Origin of the sequence: Bacillus sp. GbtcB10 (genome assembly GCF_019091365.1) — a bacterium.
In the GTDB taxonomy this organism is placed as follows: domain Bacteria; phylum Bacillota; class Bacilli; order Bacillales; family Bacillaceae; genus Bacillus; species Bacillus altitudinis.
Map to the genome: position 1 here is coordinate 982,507 of NZ_JAGXJP010000001.1, position 19,093 is coordinate 1,001,599.

The following is a 19,093-nucleotide window of genomic DNA, read 5'->3' on the forward strand; positions in this document are numbered from 1 at the left end:
TAATTCCTATCGAATTAATCTATGTTTATATTCCTTGTGAGGTGGATATTGTTGCAACTTCATGTATTGAACAGTCCGTTTAGCCAGGAGCAGGCAGAGTTACTCAATCAGCTGCTTCCGACTTTAACAGATCAGCAAAAAATTTGGCTTACTGGTTATTTATCAGCGCAGGCAGCGCTTGCCGGCTCAGAAGCTGTCACTCCGGCGCCTTCTGCCGCAGCACCTGTACAGCCTGTGAGCAAAGATGTGACCGTGCTTTATGGGTCGCAAACAGGCAATTCCGAAGGGTTAGCAAAAAAGACAGCCCAGCATCTTGAAGAGAAAGGCTTTCAAGTGACGCTCTCTTCTATGTCCGATTTTAAACCGAATAATCTGAAAAAAATAAACAATTTACTGGTCATTGTCAGCACACATGGCGAAGGAGATCCGCCGGATAATGCCCTTTCGTTCCATGAATATGTTCACGGCAGACGTGCGCCAAAGCTCGATCATTTAAGCTTTTCTGTCCTTTCATTAGGTGACAGCTCATACGAATTCTTCTGTCAGACAGGAAAAGAATTTGATGAACGCTTCCAAGAGCTTGGCGGTACTCGCCTGTTTGACCGAGTGGACTGTGACCTTGATTATGATGAGCCGTTTTCAGAATGGCTTCAAGGTGTTGCCTCTTCTTTGAGTGAAGGTGAAGCTGTCTCACTGCCGCAAGAATCAGCGGGAGCCAACAGTACGGCCGTTTCTGAATATTCAAGAACGAATCCTTTTTATGCTGAAGTTCTTGAAAATATCAACTTAAATGGGCGTGGATCTAATAAAGAAACACGTCACTTAGAGCTTTCTCTTGAAGGATCAGGCCTCGTGTATGAGCCAGGTGACAGCCTTGGCATTTATCCGACAAATGATCCTGCGCTTGTCGACGAACTGATTCAAACATGCGGGTGGAATGCAGAAGAATCCGTCACCGTTCATAAAAATGGAGACACTCTTCCTTTAAAAGACGCACTCACCTCGCATTTTGAGATCACGGTTTTAACAAAACCACTTCTTCAAAAGATCGCTGAACTGACAAAAAGCGAAGCCTTGCATGCCCTTTTAGAAGAAGGAAACGAAGAAAAACTGAAAGAATATATCGCAGGCCGGGACTTAGTAGATGCGGCTCGTGATTTCGGTCCTTTTGAAGGAACCGCCGCAGATTTCACGTCCATTTTAAGAAAAATCCCTGCACGCCTTTATTCCATTGCAAGCAGTCTCAAAGCAAATGACGAAGAGGTTCATTTGACGATAGGGGCTGTCAGATATGATGCGCACGGCAGAGAACGCCAAGGTGTCTGTTCGATTCTATGTGCAGAGCGCCTGCAGCCAGGTGATACGTTACCTGTTTATATTCAGCACAACCAAAACTTTAAGCTTCCTCAAGATCCAGATGCACCGATCATTATGGTAGGACCAGGCACAGGCATCGCCCCTTTCCGTTCATTTATGCAGGAGCGTGAGGAACTGGGTGCAAACGGAAAGTCATGGTTATTCTTCGGTGATCAGCATTTTGTGACGGATTTCTTATACCAAACGGAATGGCAAAAGTGGTTAAAGGACGGCGTCTTAACGAAAATGGACGTGGCTTTTTCAAGAGATACTGAGGAAAAAGTATATGTCCAGCACCAAATGAAGAAACAAAGCAAAGAATTATTTGAATGGCTTGAGCAAGGTGCTTACGTGTATATTTGCGGAGATGAAAAGCATATGGCGCATGATGTTCACAATACCCTTCTATCCATCATTCAAGAAGAAGGTGCGATGAGCAAAGAAAAAGCAGAAAGCTATCTTGCCAACTTACAGCAGCAAAAACGCTATCAGCGTGACGTTTATTGATTTGATGCTTGAAAGAAAGGAGCTTTTACTTACATGGTGAAGACAGCATTAACAGCGCCGGATGGACCTCCGAGCGACGTAGAGGAAATCAAAGAAAAAAGTGATTATTTACGGGGTACGTTAAAAGAAGTGATGCTTGATCCGATTTCAGCGGGAATTCCGGATGATGACAACCGTCTGATGAAGCATCACGGCAGCTACTTACAAGACGATCGTGATCTGAGAAATGAACGACAAAAACAAAAGCTTGAGCCTGCCTATCAATTTATGCTGCGTGTCCGTCTGCCTGGCGGAATCGCCACATCTAAGCAGTGGCTTGTGATGGATGAGCTTGCTCACAAATACGGAAACGGTACGTTAAAGCTGACTACTCGTGAAACCTTTCAGCTTCACGGTATTTTAAAATGGAACATGAAAAAGACCATTCAAGACATTCATTCTACTATGCTTGATACAATTGCTGCTTGCGGCGACGTGAACCGGAATGTCATGTGTACTTCAAACCCCTATCAATCAGAAGTGCACCATGATGTATACGAGCTGGCGAAAAAATTAAGTGATGACCTGCTCCCGCAAACAAGAGCTTATCACGAAATTTGGCTTGATGAGGAAAAGGTTGCGGCAACGCCAGATAAGGAAGTTGAACCGATGTATGGTCCGCTTTATTTGCCAAGGAAATTCAAAATTGGTGTGGCGGTCCCTCCTGCTAACGATATTGATGTCTTTTCGCAGGATTTAGGCTTTATTGCCATTATCGAAAACGATCAACTGGTCGGTTTTAATGTCGCAATTGGCGGCGGAATGGGTATGACGCATGGTGATACAGCGACTTATCCGCAGCTTGCAAAGGTCATCGGTTTTTGTACACCTGAACAAGTCGTAGAAATTGCCAAACAAGTCATCACCATTCAACGTGACTACGGAAACCGTTCCGTGCGAAAAAATGCCCGCTTTAAATATACGGTGGACCGCCTTGGTCTTGAGAATGTAAAAGAAGAACTTGAGCGCCGTCTTGGGTTTACTCTTTTAGAGGCAAAGGACTATCACTTTGATCATAACGGTGACCGTTATGGCTGGGTAAAAGGCATTAATGGCAGATGGCATTATACGATGTTTGTAGAAGGCGGACGCATCACAGATTATAATGATTATCCGCTGATGACAGGCATCCGCGAAATCGCCAAAGTTCATACAGGTGACTTCCGTCTAACCGCCAATCAGAATTTAATCATTGGGAATGTGACAACTCATAAAAAGAAACAAATCGAACAGCTCATTCAGAAGTTTGGTTTATCAGACGGCCAGCAGCATTCCGCCCTGCGCCGCAGCTCAATGGCTTGTGTATCTTTGCCAACTTGCGGTTTAGCGATGGCTGAAGCAGAGCGCTACCTTCCACGATTGATTGATAAAATCGAAGACATCGTTGAAGAAAACGGATTAAGTGATAAAGAAATCACCATTCGAATGACTGGTTGTCCAAATGGTTGTGCTCGTCATGCGCTTGGAGAGATTGGATTTATCGGAAAATCACCTGGTAAGTATAATATGTATCTTGGTGCCGCATTTGATGGCAGCAGATTAAGTAAATTATACCGTGAAAATGTGGGTGAGGAAGACATTCTAAAAGAACTTGGCTCTATTCTCCCCCGCTACGCAAAAGAACGAGAAGAACATGAACATTTCGGCGATTTTGTCATTCGTGCAGGGATTGTGAAAGAGACAACAGATGGAACGAATTTTCATGTGCAATAAAAAGAGACAGGAATTATCCTGTCTTTTTTATTTTTTCTGTCTCTTATTCAAGTATTCGGTCAGACTCTTATATACATCTGGATTGTCTAATGAAGATAGATCGGGTGAAGGCTTCTCTTCATACGCCCCTTTAAGTAAACGTCGTACAATTTTTCCATTCCTTGTTTTCGGTAAAGCTGAAATGAGATGAACTTCTTTTGGTGTGAGCGCTTTTCCAGCATGTGAACCAACATGGGCTGAAAGCTCTTGGATAAGGGTTGCTTCTTCAAAAGCATGAGGACTGGTCACGATGAAACAGACGAGCGCCTCCCCTTTCACCTCATCCTTTACCCCAATCACAGCGGCTTCATGCACGGCAGGATGCCATGTAAGGATGGATTCAATTTCAGCTGGCCCGATACGTTTCCCTGCTGTATTAATGACATCATCCGATCTGCCGGTGATGTGGAATTCTCCGTCCTCTGTTTGCATGACCCAATCTCCATGTGTCCATACATCATCAAATCGTTTGAAATACGTATCTTCATAACGCTCCGGTTCGTTCCAAAAACCACATGTCATGCCGACCCATGGCTTTTTCACCACAAGCTCCCCTACCTCATTCATCACGCTTTGCCCAGCTTCATTGTATACATCTGCCGCCATTCCTAAGATCGCCGCATTAAAGAGAATCGGTTTGATGGGTCGAAGCAGCGTACTGCCTACAATGCCACCAGAAACCTCGGTTCCTCCTGAATAATTTAAGATGGGAATGTTCTTTTGACCAATGGTGTGAAATAACCATTGCCACGGAGCTTCATTCCACGGCTCCCCAGTAGAAATAATGGCTTTGACATGCGGTAACTCGACCCCATCAATCGATTGCTGCATCGCAGAACGAACAAATGTAGGGGAAAGTCCAAAATGAGTGACTTTCTTCTCGTGGATGAATGACCAGAGCTGCTGCTCATCTGGATAATCGGGAGCGCCGTCATATAAAACGATGGCAGCGCCATTGATCAAGCCGCCAAAGACGAGGAATGGCCCCATCATCCAGCCCATATCAGTCAGCCAAAACAACCGGTCTCCTTTTGCCACATCCATACATAGCCCGGCATCAAAAGCTGCCTTTATCGGAAAGCCTGCGTGTGTATGAACGGCTCCCTTTGGTGTGCCGGTTGTGCCTGACGTATACAAGATCATCAGCGGGTCTTCATTTGTGACATAGGTCGCGCCGGTGATCGGCTGTTCTTGTAACAAATCATTCAGCAGGACATCGCCCTGATATCCGGTATGAGAGGAAGTGTGCACAATCACTTTTTGCACAGTTGTGGTTTTGTTGATGGCATCAGCCACACATTCCCGCATGTTGATCGTTTTCCCTCGCCGCATCATTTTATTCGCTGTGACGACTATGGATGCGCCTGACGCACGTATGCGTACAGTGAGTGGCTCGCTTCCATAGCCTGAGAAGACTGGGCTGAAAATCACACCAATCTTTGCAAAGGCAAGCATGACGGCGACCGTTTCTGGAAGCATTGGCATATAGATGATGGCTACATCCCCTTTTTGAAGTCCTTCTTTCAAAAAGCCAGCTGCAAGACGGCTCACTTTCTCTTGAAGTTCGAGAAATGACCATTTCTTTTCTTCACCGGCTTCATTGCTCCAAATGATGGCGGGCTGATGCTTCGTCTCTTCTTTTTCTGCCCATTTGTCCACAGCCGTTTCGGTGATGTTTAGTGTGCCGCCCTGATACCATTTCGGCCACATCAATGAGTGGTGACCTAATGCCGCTTCATATGGTTTTTTCCACTGAATTCCAACCGCCTTTTCCGCTTCTCTCCAAAACCAGTCTGTGCGTGCAATACTGGCTTGATAGAATGAGTCATACGTAGAAAAACCAAGAGATTTCATCCACTGATGCAAACGTGTTTTTTGGCTCTGCTTTTCTTCCGGTATCCATTCTGGTTTCAGGTTGATCATGAGGACTGCCCCCTTTAGACCGGATAGACCGGATGTTTTCGTTTCGTAAATGTCATGTCTTTCGATGAATAGGCTACTAATCTATGACAAAGTTCCGTTCTGAGACGGTCAAATGGGATGACGCCATCGACAATCATTTCAGAGGCAAGCTCATAGATATTCATATCTTCCTGGTATTCCTTCCGTTTCTCTTGTATAAATGAAGCCCTCTCTTCGGGCGGGAGTTCTGCAATTTTATTTGCATAGACGGCATTTACAGCGGCTTCTGGACCCATCACAGCGATTTGCGCCGATGGAAGAGCGAGACAGCAGTCTGGCTCAAAAGCAGGGCCTGCCATTGCATATAGTCCTGCTCCGTATGCTTTACGGACGATGACGGATATTTTCGGAACGGTCGCCTCTGACATAGCGGAGATCATTTTTGCCCCATGACGAATAATGCCGGCTTGTTCCACTTTTGTTCCAATCATAAATCCTGGTATGTCCGCAAGAAAGAGCAGCGGGATATGAAAGGCATCACAGAGCTGAATAAACTTGGCGGCTTTATCAGCTGAGTCGTGGAATAATACGCCGCCTTTGACCCTTGGCTGATTGGCAATGAGACCGATAGGCTGACCGTTCATTCTGCCAAAGCCGGTGATTAACTCTGCGGCAAACAGCTTTTTGATTTCAAAAAATGACCCTTCATCAATCAGTAAATCGATGAGTTGATACATATCAAATGGGGTATTCTGGCCTTTAGGGATTAAGTCTTGGATGGTAATTTCAGATGGTTTAGGTGCTTTTGCTGCTGTCATTTTTGGTTTTTCTGTATAGTTGGCAGGCATATAGGTTAAATAATCACGTGCAATTTGAATGGCCTCTTCCTCTGTTTCCGCTAATATATCTCCGCATCCAGAAATGCTGCAATGCATTTTCGCACCGCCCATTTCCTCAAGTGATACTTTTTCACCGATCACCATTTCAGCCATTCGCGGCGAGCCTAAATACATAGAGGCATTTCCTTCGACCATGACGACAATGTCACAAAAAGCAGGGATATACGCACCACCGGCTGCAGATGGACCGAAGAGTAAACAAATTTGTGGGATACGCCCAGACAGCTTGACTTGGTTATAAAAAATGCGCCCTGCTCCTCTTCTGCCTGGAAACATGGCGATTTGATCAGTGATTCTTGCACCCGCAGAATCGACTAGATACAGCATAGGACAATTGAGTTTCTTGGCCGTTTCTTGAATTCGAATGATTTTTTCTACTGTTTTGACGCCCCACGATCCTGCTTTAACCGTAGAGTCGTTTGCCATGACGCAAACAGTCTGCCCATTCATACGCCCGGTTCCTGTGACGACACCATCTGCTGGTAAATGTTCATCTTTGCACTCTGCAAACATGGCATCTTCAATGAAAGAATCCTCATCTAATAACAAATGGAGGCGATCACGGACAAATAATTTTCCTTTTTCTTTGTTTTTTTGATGGTAGCGTTCTGCCCCGCCCTTTTCAATTCGTTGTTTTTTTAATTCATATTCTTCGATCATGACCATTCCCCTTTCTTGCTATTTGCCTCTGTAATGAGGCGTTCGTTTTTCTTGAAAAGCCTTGAGACCTTCTAGTCGATCTTCTGTATGAATAAGCCGCAGATAAGCTTCGTATTCTTTCGTCAGACCTGTTTGTAAATCGTGATCAAGGCTGGATTGAATGGCTTGTTTTGCTTCTTTTAAAGCGATCGGTGCATTTTTGGTGATTTGTTTTGCGAGTGTGATGGCATCATTCATCAGTGAATCGGCTGTAGAGATACGTTCAATCAGTCCGATTTGAACGGCTTCTTCTGCTCGTAAAGAAGTGCCTGTGAAGATCATTTCTTTCGCTTTCCCGGGTCCGATCAGGCGCGGAAGTCTTTGTGTGCCCCCTGCTCCCGGCAGGATAGCTAGTCCTGTTTCCGGCAGGCCGAGCGCTGCACCCGCTCTTGCGATGCGGAGATCACAGGCGAGCGCGAGCTCAAGACCTCCGCCAAGTGCGTGTCCGTTTATCACGGCAATGACAGGAACAGGCAAAGATTCAATGTCTGTAAAGGTTTGCTGAATGGTCAGAACGGCTTCTTTGGCTTCTTGTTCTGTCATCAATCGCCGTTCTTTTAAGTCTGCTCCTGCGCAAAAAACTTTAGCGCCAGCTCCTGTCATGAGCAAACAGCGGATGTTTTCATCATGTTTGATTTCTTGAATCGTTTGATTGATTTCCTCTAGCATAGCAGCTGATAGAGCATTGGCTTGTGCTGGTCTGTTTAAGGTCATGATGCCAATGTGATCATCTTGTATTGAAAAATGGACCAATGAAGTCATGTGATTCACCCTTTATCAAGTAGTGTGAGACTGAAAAGCGCGTAAACAGTGACTTGGCAGGGTTCGATCCACTTTTGCTTCAATCCATTCAGCCGCTTTAATCAAGCGAGGGAGGTCGACATTTGTTTCGATCCCGAGTTTGTGAAGCATGTGCACCACGTCTTCTGTCGCCACGTTTCCGCTGGAGCCAGGTGCATAAGGACAGCCGCCAAGCCCCCCGCTAGAGGCATCAAATATGGTGATGCCGGCTTTTAATGCTGTATAAATATTGGCAAGCCCCATTCCTTTCGTATCATGAAAATGAAGCGCAATTTTATCAGCAGGAAAGCGTTCAAGTAAAAGGTCTAACCGTCTTTCTACTTGTAGCGGATGGGCTTCCCCAATGGTATCCCCGAGTGATATTTCATCAATGCCGAAGGAGAGCAGCTGTTCCGTTAATCGCAGCACTTGGTCCATCGGCACTTGTTTTTCATAAGGACATCCAAACACGGTTGAAATATAGGCCCGCGTTTGCCGTTCTTCTGCTTTTAAATCGGCTGTCATTTGTTTGATCACAGGCAATGTTTCCTGTATAGATCGATTCATATTCTTTTTGTTATGTGTCTCACTCGCTGAGATAAACATAGCCCCTACCTCAAGGTTTGCTTCAAAAAAATGAGCTAACCCCTTTTCATTTGGGATGAGTGCGGCATAGGTAATATCCTCTTTTTTGTTTAATGATTGGGCTAATTCTTTGGCGTCTTTTAAGGCTGGAACCCATTTCGGATGAACAAATGAGGTGACTTCAATATAAGGAAGATGGGCTTCTTCGAGTAAATGGATCCATGTTCGCTTCTCCATTGTGTCCAGCCAAACGGATTCATTTTGCAGGCCATCGCGCGGGCCGACCTCTCTAATGAGCACGTTTTTTGGTAATACCATGCGGCTTCCCCCTATTCTGTCAGCTCTAAAAGTACCTCTCCCTCGTCAACAAAGTCCCCCTCCGCCTTATACACTTTACTGATCACACCTGCTTCTTCTGCAACAATGGGAATCTCCATTTTCATCGATTCTAAGATGGCGACTTCCTGTCCTTTTTGCACATCATCACCCTGTTTCACAAGAAGCTTCCATAAGTTTCCGGCCATTTGTATCGTGACAGTTTTCATGAACGGTTTTCCTCCCTTTTTTTCATCAGATAATCGGTTGTGATGCTGCCATGTAAAAAGGCAGTTGATTCGGCCATTTCCTTTAAAAGCGGTACATTGGTTTTGATCCCTTCTATTTCATATGCTTGTAATGCTGCTTTTAATCGTTCTATGGCGAGTTTTCGAGTATCACCGTACACAATCATTTTCGCAATCATTGGATCGTAAAATGGGGTAATGACACTTCCACTCGTTACGCTTGACTCATGACGAATATATGGGGCATCAGGTGTAGAAAGCCGAGTGATCGTGCCTGGCGAAGGGTAAAATGTCACAGGGTCTTCAGCGTATATTCTAACTTCAATCGCGTGCCCAATTTGATGAATATCCTCTTGGCTGAAGGACAGGGGCTCTAATGCTGCAATTTTTAGCTGCTCCTCGACAAGGTCAATCCCCGTAATTTCTTCAGTGACAGGGTGTTCTACTTGCAATCTCGTATTCATTTCTAAGAAATAAAATTGCTGGTTTTGATCGACTAAACATTCAATCGTGCCCGCATTTTCATACCCAATCGCTTTGGCAGCTTTGACGGCCATCTGTCCCATTTGCTGTCTCACCGTTTCTTCAAGACAGACGGCTGGTGCCTCTTCAACAATTTTCTGATGTCTTCTTTGGAGTGAACAATCTCTTTCAAATAAGTGAACGCCGTGACCGAACGAATCAAAAAGAACTTGAATTTCGATGTGCCGTGCGTGTTCAATCACCTTTTCCATGTATAAAGTACCATCTTGAAAGAAACTTTGTGCTCTTTTTTGATTTCCTTCAAACGCTCGATGCAGCTCTTCATCGTTGCGGACGAGCTGCATACCAATCCCGCCGCCACCACTCGATGCTTTTAGCATAATGGGATAGCCGAGTGTCTGTGCTTTATGAACCCCTTCGTCTGCATCATGGAGCGGGGCTGAAACACCAGGAACGATTGGGATGCCCGCTTGTTCCATCGTTTTTCTCGCTTCAATTTTATTTCCCATCTGCTGAATGACTTGTGCAGATGGTCCAATAAAGGTAATGCCCTCGCTCCGGCAGCGCTCAGCAAATGCCGCATTTTCTGATAAAAGACCATACCCTGGGTGGATAGCATCAGCATTTGTTTGTTTGGCAACCTTAATGATCGCTTCCATGTTTAAATAGCTTTCAGAAACTTTAGCGCCGCCGATATAATAGGCGCTGTCTGCTTCTTGCACATGAAGTGCATGCTGATCAGCCTCTGAATAAACGGCAACGGTTTTGATTCCGAGCCGTTTACATGTCCGAATCACTCTACGGGCAATTTCGCCTCGATTGGCGATCAATACTTGTTCAAACATCGCTGCCTTCACTCCTTTATTAGATCAAGCGCCTGCTTTTTCAAGCGGAATTTCTGAATTTTGCCTGAGGCGGTCATTGGGTACTCATCTGTAATGAAAAAGTATTTCGGGATTTTGTAGCGTGCCATTTGCGACTGACAATAGCTCGTTAATGTCTCAATTGAGACCGACTTCCCTTGTTTCAGCCGAATGAATGCGGCTGCTTCCTCGCCGTATGTCTCGTCAGGAATACCAACGACCTGTGCGTCAAGAATGGCAGGGTGAGTGTATAGGACATCCTCAATCTCTTTTGGGTACACATTCTCTCCGCCTCTGATGATCATATCTTTGAGCCGGCCTGTGATTTTCACATAACCGTCATGATCCATCTCAGCTAAATCCCCTGTATGAAGCCATCCGTCCTCATCAATGACTTCATTTGTTGCTTCTTCGTTTTTATAATAGCCCTTCATGACATGATAGCCTCTTGTACAAAGCTCCCCTTGCTGTCCTCTTGGAACTTCTTCTGACGTTCCTGGTAAAGTAATTTTGACTTCAATTTGAGGAAGCGCACGTCCGACCGTTTGAACACGTCTTTCAAACGAATCATCCGTTCTTGTTTGGGTAATGACGGGTGAACTTTCGGTTTGACCATAGGCAATCGTGAGCTCTCTTAATCCCATTTTTTCAATGACTGCTTTCATGACGTGGGATGGGCAGAGTGAACCGGCCATAATCCCCGTTCGTAATGTGGACAGGTCATAAGAGTGGAAATTTGGATGATCGAGCTCTGCGATGAACATGGTTGGTACACCGTGAAGAACCGTGCATTTTTCTTTTTCTACTGTTTGAAGGACTCGTTCTGGATGGAATGATTCAAGTGGAATGATCGTTCCCCCTTTTGTGAGACAAGCAAGTACACCAAGAACAGAGCCGAAGCAATGAAAGAACGGCACTGGGATACACATACGGTCCTGCTCTGTTAATTTCATACAATCTGCGATCTGACTCGCATTACAGACGATGTTGGTGTGGCTGAGCATAACGCCCTTTGGATAGCCGGTTGTGCCTGAAGTGTACTGCATATTAATAACGTCATCAGGCGTGAGCTCATTCATTCGCTTCTCCCATTCAAGCTCTTCGGTTCTTTTGGCTGCCACTTGAAGACGATCCCAGCTGAGCATGCCATTTGGTACATGCTGACCGATATAAATACATCTTTTTAAATAAGGAAATTGTGTGGAAGTGATCTCCTCTTGATGAGCGGTTTGAAGTTCTGGAATCAGCTCTTCAAGCATGTTGACATAGGACGTTTCTTTAAAGCCGTCTACAATAAACAACATTTTGCTGTCAGAATGCTTGAGTAAATAGGCGAGTTCCTGTGATTGAAAATTGGTATTCACAGTGACAAGAACAGCACCAATGGAGGCGCAGGCAAATTGAAGAATGAGCCATTCAGGTATATTTGGTGCCATAATGGCGATGTGATCTCCCTTTTGAACCCCTAATGCCATGAGACCTTTACCTGTTGCCTTGACCTCTCGATAAAACGCTTCGTACGAATAACGTAAAGAACGTTCTGGGTAAACAATGGCTTCATGTGCTGGATGCTGTTCTTTTTTTTCTCTTAATAGGGAGCCAATCGTTTGCGGATGAATCGACATCATTGCTTTCCTCCCTCATGTATAGTAAGCGTTTTCATTAAGGTATTACGCTAACAGCTGTCTTGCGATCACGAGCCGCTGAATTTCAGAGGTTCCTTCTCCGATTTCCATCAGCTTGGCATCTCTCACAAGCCGTTCAACACCGCATTCTTTCATATAGCCTGTTCCGCCATGAATTTGGACCGCATCAAGACTCGCTTTTGTGGCCATTTCTGAAGCAAACAGTTTGGCATAGGCCGCTTCTTTTGTAAATGGTTTGCCTTGATCTTTCAGCCAAGCGGCTTTCCAGACCATTTGTCTTGCAAGCTCTATTTGCATCGCCATATCCGCCAGCTTAAACTGAATGGCCTGGAAGGATGAGAGCGTCTTTCCAAATTGCTTTCTTTCTTTTGCATAGGAAAGTGAAGCATCAAGTGCAGCTTGTGCAATTCCGACAGATAAGGCTGCAATGGAAATTCGTCCGCCGTCCAATGTATATAAAAATTGCTTGAATCCTTTCGATTTGTCTCCCAATATATGATGCGCTGGTACACGCACTTCGTCTAAAATGATTTCAGCCGTATCTGAACCACGAACCCCCATTTTGTCATATGGGTTTGTAATTGACAGTCCTTTTTGCCCTTTCTCCACAATAAAGGCGGAGATGATTGGACGTCCGTTTTCATCATGATCTGTCACAGCGGTGACAATAATCGTTCTGGCATAATTGGCATTTGTGATCCAGCACTTTTCCCCACTGATGACATATTCTTGTCCGTCTTTAATGGCTTTTGTTTTTGTTCCTTTTGCATCTGATCCGGCGTTTGGTTCTGTTAATCCGAAGGAGCCAAGTGCTGTTCCAGAGGCTAATGGAACAAGATGGTCCATCTTTTGTTCCTCCGTGCCGAAGTAATAAAGTGGACTTGCGCCTAAGGAAACCGCTGCGGCATAACTTAGACCTGTACTTGCACACTGCTTGCCAATTTCCTCGACTGCCAGTGCATACGAGATCGTATCTCCTCCAGAACCTCCATATTTCTCTGGAAAGGGTATACCCATAAAACCGAGCTCACCCATTTTTTGAAATGTTTTTATGGGAAATGCTGCCTGTTTATCAACAGTTTGGGCGTGTGGTGCAATTTCTGTTTTTGCAAATTCTTTGACCATCTGACGGATCATTTGCTGCTCTTTCGTTAATTCAAAATCCATTTTACTTCCCCCTTTGGCGCTTTTCTATCATATTTATTATTGAAATAGCTGCTTCATGCCAAGCTTGATTGAATTCAGAAAATTAAAATAAAAATAGTAGAAAAATAGAGAAAGCAAAAAAGCATAAATGGAGGAAAACCCTCATTTATGCTGTCTTTGTTATTTTACTGTTTTTGTAGAAGGTTTGCTTTCATGATGAAGGCGATTGAGTGCCGTCACTTTAAAGGTATAGCTCTTCTTTTGATTGGCTAAAATGTCTTTCGTTTGTGTGAAGGAACCAGTTTCTTTTCTGACCGTTTGCACAAATTCGTATGTCCCTTTATTCGACAATCGATAGACTGCATAATAGGATGCACTAGAGTGCGGATCATTTTGTATCTGTAAAACTGCGCCATCCTCTGTCTTTTTCACAGATTGGATGATTGGTTTTTTTGGCGCTTTTTGATGAAGCCATGGCATCTCTGGTATGAGAGCCGGTTTGCTATAGGTTTCTTCTATTAATCGTTTCTTTACATTCAAGGGATTTCGATTGATATCTTTCAGACTAAAATGCATGCTTCCTTGTACGAGCTGTGACTGCCTGTTCAGCTCGATCTGGCGAAAATACTCCTCTGGATCAGACCAAGCAGGATCACTGTTTTGATTGATTTTATACGTCGCTTGACCAATGTACAAATGAACAGGCTGCCCCTTCACTTCATTTGACCACCATTTCGTCAGCACATCATAGGCAGCGGGCTGAAAGCCGATACTCCAATAAATTTGCGGGGTGATATAATCAATATGGTGCTGCTGTATCCATTCTCTTGTATCAGCATACAAATCATCATAATTGGTCATCCCTGCTGTTGTGTTTGAACCGGTTGGGTCATCTTTTATGTTGCGCCATACACCAAATGGGCTAATGCCGAATTTCACATACGGCTTTTCTTTCTTAATGGAGTCATTGATTTGTTGCACCAAGTGATTCACATTATCTCTACGCCAATCTTCTATATGAGTGAACTTCTGCCCGTAAGTTTCATACGTTTCTTGATCTGGAAATGGCACACCAGCGATTTTATTCGGGTAAAAATAATCATCCATATGCACCGCATCAATATCGTAGTTTTTCACTACTTCCTCTATCCCGTCAACAATGAAGTCCTGAGCATCAGGAATGCCTGGATTAAAGTACAGCTGATTTCCGTAGGCGATGGTCCACTCAGGATGTGCTCTTGCAGGATGATCGGCTGATAACCGGTTGAGATCGGTATGATTCATGGTGATTCGATAAGGGTTAAACCAAGCATGAAATTCAAGGCCGCGTTTATGTGCTTCTTCTATCATAAATTCAAGCGGGTCATATCCAGGGTCTTTCCCTTGTGTACCAGTCAAATATTCAGACCATGGACCAAATTTCGATGGATAAAAGGCATCTGCTGTTGGCTTAATTTGCATGATGACGGCGTTCATATTCATCGCTTTGATGTCGTCTAACAGTTGAATGAACTCTTGTTTCTGCTCATCTCTGGGCAGTCCTTTCTTTGAAGGCCAATCTAAGTTATAAACTGATGCGACCCACACTGCACGCATCTCTCTTGTGCTCTCAAGCTTCCCTTTTGGCATCGAACGAGCTAGACTGCTAGACGGAATCAATAAGAAGACACCCATGAAAACTAGTGTCAGAACCGTCATACTGATCTTTTTCAGCATGGTTTGCATCACCTCATATTAAGTTTATTCTGCGTTTTGTGATGGAATGCCAGCAGATGGTGTAAGCAAGATGTTTTTCATTTTAAGTAGCTGATCTTTCGGGACGTCGCAGGCTTCTAGTAAATACCGCTCTGCACTTCCGTATGTATCCATCATCTCATTCAGTACATCTTCAAGATAATCTTGCTGCACACCAAGCAGGGGCTGAATTTGTTCTTTTGACACCCGATATAAACTCATCATGCGAACAAATCGTTCTTGTCTTTTCACTAGCATTTTCACGCCTTCATTGGAACGCATGTATTCACTTAAAACGGTATGCACCGGCACACCCGCTGCTAATTGAATAAGAGCAGATAAAAAGCCTGTACGGTCCTTTCCGCTTGTACAGTGAAGCATAAGCGGATAATTTTTTTCATCGGACAGTAATGTAAACAATTGCTGAATCTCTTTTTTTCGCTCATAGAGCATGCTTTGATATACATCTTTCATGATCGGTGTAAAAGATAGAGATTTTCCTTCTGCTATCAGCATTCGAAACATGGTCCATTTGCTAGGCATCATGCTGTCAGGCTGCATAGGGATATGAACAATTTTGTCATGTTCCATGATCTTTGGTGGGTGTGATTTTCGTTCTGAGCTTGTACGCAGGTCACAAACCGTTTGAATTCCAAGTGTTGAGAACGTCAATATGTCTTGCTTCGTGAGACGTGATAAATCAGCAGATCGATAAATCATTCCTTGTTTGATGACCATCTGATCCGTTGTTTGGAGTCCCCCTACCTCTCTAAAATTTGCAAGCTTTGAAAATTGTATGTTGTGTTCATTCATAGAAGTGAAAATCCTTTCTATCCTCTTTTCTCTATCATACGCTTTTATGAAAAATGAGAAAAGATAAGAGAAAAAGATCATTCGATTCTCCCATGTTGATCAGTGACATCTTTTACGTGGAATTATTGTTATAATAGAATCAGCATATTCGTATTGATTGGAGATTGTAGCATGATAAAAACAAAACGTATTCAGCAAATAAAAGAGTATGTATTTGACCGGGAATCTGCCTCTCTTGATGAGCTTGTGACGCATTTTGGCGTCTCAAAAAACACCATACGCCGAGATGTACAAGCATTGGTAGAATCCGGCGTGCTAAAGAAAGTGTACGGCGGCGTCGCTGTGAATCACTCAACATTGGTGGTGTATCAGGAGCGAAAGACACGTCAGCTGAGTAAAAAACAATTGATCGGACAGGCTGCCGCCGCTTTTGTTGAACATGGTGATATGATTTTTGTTGATTCTGGTACAACGACACTGGAGATGCTTCCCTATTTGAAGGAGAAACGGATTACCGTTGTGACAAATAACGTGGATTTCATTACACAGGCTATGCCTTATGAACACCTCACCATCTTTTCAACCGGCGGTATGCTAGAGCGAAAAACAAATTCTTTCGTTGGTTATCAAAGTGTTGAGCGTCTCAAAGCATACAATGTCAATAAAGCATTTATTGCATCAACTGGTTTATCCATTGATCATGGCGTCACGAATTCCTCCCCGCTTGAGACAGATATTAAAAAAACGCTCGTTGAAAAAAACGCCAAAACCTTTTTATTAGTCGATGATAGTAAGTTTGACCATTATGCCTTGACCACGTTTTGTGACTTAAAAGACATAGACATCGTCGTGACGAATGAACAACCAAATGAAGATTACCTTCAATATGGAAAAGAGCATGATGTGAAATTTGTCACGCCTTAGTCCAGAGCGAAAAAGCCAAGCGCCAATGTTTTGGCTTTTTTCTTATGCGCAAAAGAGTGAAACGGCGAAGTGTTGGTTACATTATGATTGTATATTAAACACATATTTGGAGGTTGACCTGATGCCGTTGTTACGATTTGACGTGATAGAAGGCCGTTCAAAAGAGGAATTAAAAAAACTGCTGGACACTTGCCATGAAGCAATGGTTGATGCCTTTGGGGTACCTGAACGAGATCGCTATCAAATTGTTCATCAGCACCGCCCTGAAGAGATGATGATTGAAGACACTGGGCTTGGTTATCCGAGAACAAAAGATCTTGTTGTCATTAGTGTTGTCAGTAAACAGCGGACGAAAGAGCAAAAGGAACAGCTTTATGCACAAATCGCAGAACGTGTAGAAAAAGAATGCGGGGTTGCCAAGACGGATGTGATGATCTCCATCGTGGAAAATGGAGACGCCGATTGGAGCTTCGGGATGGGTGAGGCTCAATTCATAAGAGGATTGCTCTAAAAAACGGCTCAGGAATTTGAGCCGTTTTTTGATTCATTCATTTTCAAGCTGCATGAGCAAGTTGAATAAATAGCGGTACACTGATGAGATCACACCAATCAAAGGTGTATCTTCTTTGATGTCCTCTAGTTCAAGAAGCGGAATGTTGACATCAAATAACCCGTCTTGTCCATTAAATTGAAGCTGAGCACCATTTAATGTTGAGAGCATCTCTTTTAGTAATCCAGTATCTTTTTTAGGACGCTTCAATCCGAATAACACGGTATACGTCTGAAATACTTCATCCCATTCTATGGCAAGTCCGTCGGCTCTCACCACATCAAACCACTTCGACTCGATATAAATGAATTCTTTTTGTTGTTTTTTTACGTATGTAAGAGGTGTATTTAAAAAGGCAGCATTTTCTGCTTGAATCATTTCCTCCGATTCTTTGTCTACACGTTCTATATAAACATCAGCAAAGCGTGCTTCTTCTGTCATTTTTGCCCCTTCTAACGGCCAATTTTGACTTGCGGCTTTGTTATATTCAAAGTCGGTGAGCGCCTGCCCTTCTTTCAATAAATCTTGTAAGCGATTTTGCAGTGACATGACTGTATCTCCTTTCATCTACTTCATATGCGTTTTTTATTTTAGCATAACACATGAAAAGAAAGATATGCCTGAGCATATGATGGTATGATAGTGGAAAAAGAAACATCTCGGAGGGGACCGTTTTGCTCACAATGACACTGGCAGAAAAAATCGTAGATGAGGTCAAAAAGGTACTGACGGAAGAAATCATCATCACACAAACAAACGGTACCATTATTGCTGCAACAGATCCAGCACGCATTGGTCAATTTCATGAAGGAGCATATGTCACATCCTTAGAAGGGCAGAAACGAATTCTCACAAAGGATGATGTGCTGCAGATGAAAGGCGTCAAAGCCGGTATCAATCTGCCTATTTATTTTAAACAAGAAGTCATTGGGGTCATTGGAATGACAGGTGATCCTAGGCATGTCTCCCCTTTTGGCGACATTTTACGTAAAATGACGGAGCTGCTCATTCAAGAACATGAATTTTTTCAAGAAACGGAAACAGATGAACGGCAGCTTGAAGCATTTGTGTTCGACTGGCTTCATCTGCCAGAGACAGCGGCAGGTATGACCGAGAAGGCGCAGCGGCTTGGCCTTGATGTCAACAAGCAGCGTGTCGCTATTCTCATTGACTGTCAAGACGAATCGTTTATGAAGCAGGATCAATACAAACTGATGAAGGACAAATTGCAACTCACCAATCAGGAGATCATTGTGCGCTGGGGGCATGCACGTTTTTTGCTTATGCTACAAGCCACACCAGATGGTCGTGATACATGGCACAAGCGCTTGTTCCATATTCATGCTGCGCTCACAGCGCTGTCACCATCGAGGATTTTAATGGGGGCAGGAAAACCAGCAGCTTCTCATGTCATGAAGCAGTCCTTTCATCAAGCGTTTCGCGCTTTAAAATTGGCGCATGCTGAAACACCCATTGTGTTTGATGAAGATTTGACGCTTGAACTTTTTATGGAGGAAATCAGTCAGGAAACAAAAGATGCGTTTCTTGATCGAACGATTGCGTCCCTTTTCCCCTATCCAGAACTAGTGAAAACATTGCGGGTACTCATCGCTTCGGATTACTCATTGAAACATACAGCGGAAGCCATGCATGTCCATATTAATACACTTCATTACAGATTAAAACGGATTCAGGATTTAACGACACTTGATCCAAAGCGTATGCAAGATGCGATGCTTTTTTATTTGGCCTTGCTGCTTTTGGATCATGATACAAAAAATACAATAAAACAGCCTGATATTTTGTAGAATCGTCTATAGTCATGTGGCGGTTCTTTTTTTATACTGGTAGA

The 19,093-nt window shown here is 43.8% G+C and carries 16 protein-coding genes; 5 read left to right on the forward strand and 11 right to left on the reverse strand.

Features of this window, described 5'->3' with window-relative positions:
- The first annotated feature begins 51 nt into the window (after positions 1-51).
- Positions 52-1,863: an assimilatory sulfite reductase (NADPH) flavoprotein subunit gene (locus KVT11_RS05225; RefSeq protein ID WP_017359525.1), complete on the forward strand. Its 1,812-nt coding sequence runs from the start codon at positions 52-54 to the stop codon at positions 1,861-1,863.
- 33 nt (positions 1,864-1,896) lie between these two features.
- Positions 1,897-3,615 (forward strand): assimilatory sulfite reductase (NADPH) hemoprotein subunit, encoded by a 1,719-nt coding sequence (gene cysI / locus KVT11_RS05230; RefSeq protein ID WP_017359524.1) that lies wholly within the window; start codon positions 1,897-1,899, stop codon positions 3,613-3,615.
- A 27-nt stretch (positions 3,616-3,642) separates the two neighbouring features.
- Here cysI and KVT11_RS05235 read toward each other — a convergent pair whose 3' ends face one another.
- The 10 genes from KVT11_RS05235 to KVT11_RS05280 form a co-directional block, all read right to left on the reverse strand.
- Positions 3,643-5,577: an AMP-binding protein gene (locus tag KVT11_RS05235; RefSeq protein WP_206116225.1), complete on the reverse strand. Its 1,935-nt coding sequence runs from the start codon at positions 5,575-5,577 to the stop codon at positions 3,643-3,645.
- A 14-nt stretch (positions 5,578-5,591) separates the two neighbouring features.
- Entirely contained in the window at positions 5,592-7,115 is a 1,524-nt protein-coding gene (locus tag KVT11_RS05240; protein ID WP_017359522.1) for an acyl-CoA carboxylase subunit beta, read from the reverse strand.
- Positions 7,116-7,133: 18 nt separating this feature from the next.
- On the reverse strand, positions 7,134-7,916 hold the full coding sequence (locus tag KVT11_RS05245) for an enoyl-CoA hydratase (protein ID WP_017359521.1): 783 nt from the start codon (positions 7,914-7,916) through the stop codon (positions 7,134-7,136).
- 15 nt (positions 7,917-7,931) lie between these two features.
- Positions 7,932-8,837 (reverse strand): hydroxymethylglutaryl-CoA lyase, encoded by a 906-nt coding sequence (locus KVT11_RS05250; RefSeq protein ID WP_017359520.1) that lies wholly within the window; start codon positions 8,835-8,837, stop codon positions 7,932-7,934.
- A gap of 11 nt (positions 8,838-8,848) precedes the next feature.
- Entirely contained in the window at positions 8,849-9,064 is a 216-nt protein-coding gene (locus tag KVT11_RS05255; RefSeq protein ID WP_008346646.1) for an acetyl-CoA carboxylase biotin carboxyl carrier protein subunit, read from the reverse strand.
- Complete coding sequence (locus KVT11_RS05260) at positions 9,061-10,410, reverse strand: acetyl-CoA carboxylase biotin carboxylase subunit (RefSeq protein WP_017359519.1); 1,350 nt, start codon at positions 10,408-10,410, stop codon at positions 9,061-9,063. The genes KVT11_RS05255 and KVT11_RS05260 overlap by 4 nt, the downstream gene beginning before the upstream one ends.
- Positions 10,411-10,418: 8 nt before the next feature.
- Positions 10,419-12,056, reverse strand: coding sequence for an AMP-binding protein (locus tag KVT11_RS05265; protein ID WP_206116226.1), 1,638 nt, complete (start codon positions 12,054-12,056; stop codon positions 10,419-10,421).
- Between the two features lie 42 nt (positions 12,057-12,098).
- Positions 12,099-13,241 carry an acyl-CoA dehydrogenase family protein gene (locus tag KVT11_RS05270; RefSeq protein WP_017359517.1) on the reverse strand — a complete coding sequence of 381 codons (1,143 nt, stop codon included), beginning with the start codon at positions 13,239-13,241 and terminating at the stop codon, positions 12,099-12,101.
- A 159-nt stretch (positions 13,242-13,400) separates the two neighbouring features.
- Positions 13,401-14,936 carry a glycoside hydrolase family 10-like protein gene (locus tag KVT11_RS05275; RefSeq protein ID WP_017359516.1) on the reverse strand — a complete coding sequence of 512 codons (1,536 nt, stop codon included), beginning with the start codon at positions 14,934-14,936 and terminating at the stop codon, positions 13,401-13,403.
- Positions 14,937-14,960: 24 nt separating this feature from the next.
- Positions 14,961-15,848, reverse strand: a complete 888-nt coding sequence (locus KVT11_RS05280; protein ID WP_017359515.1) for a tyrosine-protein phosphatase — start codon at positions 15,846-15,848, stop codon at positions 14,961-14,963.
- A gap of 90 nt (positions 15,849-15,938) precedes the next feature.
- Here KVT11_RS05280 and KVT11_RS05285 point away from each other — a divergent pair, with 90 nt between their 5' ends.
- Positions 15,939-16,691 carry a DeoR/GlpR family DNA-binding transcription regulator gene (locus tag KVT11_RS05285; protein ID WP_017359514.1) on the forward strand — a complete coding sequence of 251 codons (753 nt, stop codon included), beginning with the start codon at positions 15,939-15,941 and terminating at the stop codon, positions 16,689-16,691.
- Positions 16,692-16,812: 121 nt separating this feature from the next.
- Entirely contained in the window at positions 16,813-17,202 is a 390-nt protein-coding gene (locus KVT11_RS05290) for a tautomerase family protein (protein WP_017359513.1), read from the forward strand.
- Positions 17,203-17,235: 33 nt separating this feature from the next.
- Here KVT11_RS05290 and KVT11_RS05295 read toward each other — a convergent pair whose 3' ends face one another.
- Entirely contained in the window at positions 17,236-17,790 is a 555-nt protein-coding gene (locus KVT11_RS05295) for a hypothetical protein (RefSeq protein WP_017359512.1), read from the reverse strand.
- Between the two features lie 125 nt (positions 17,791-17,915).
- Between KVT11_RS05295 and KVT11_RS05300 the strand changes: the two genes are divergently transcribed.
- Positions 17,916-19,049 (forward strand): CdaR family transcriptional regulator, encoded by a 1,134-nt coding sequence (locus KVT11_RS05300; protein WP_017359511.1) that lies wholly within the window; start codon positions 17,916-17,918, stop codon positions 19,047-19,049.
- The last annotated feature ends 44 nt before the right edge of the window (positions 19,050-19,093 follow it).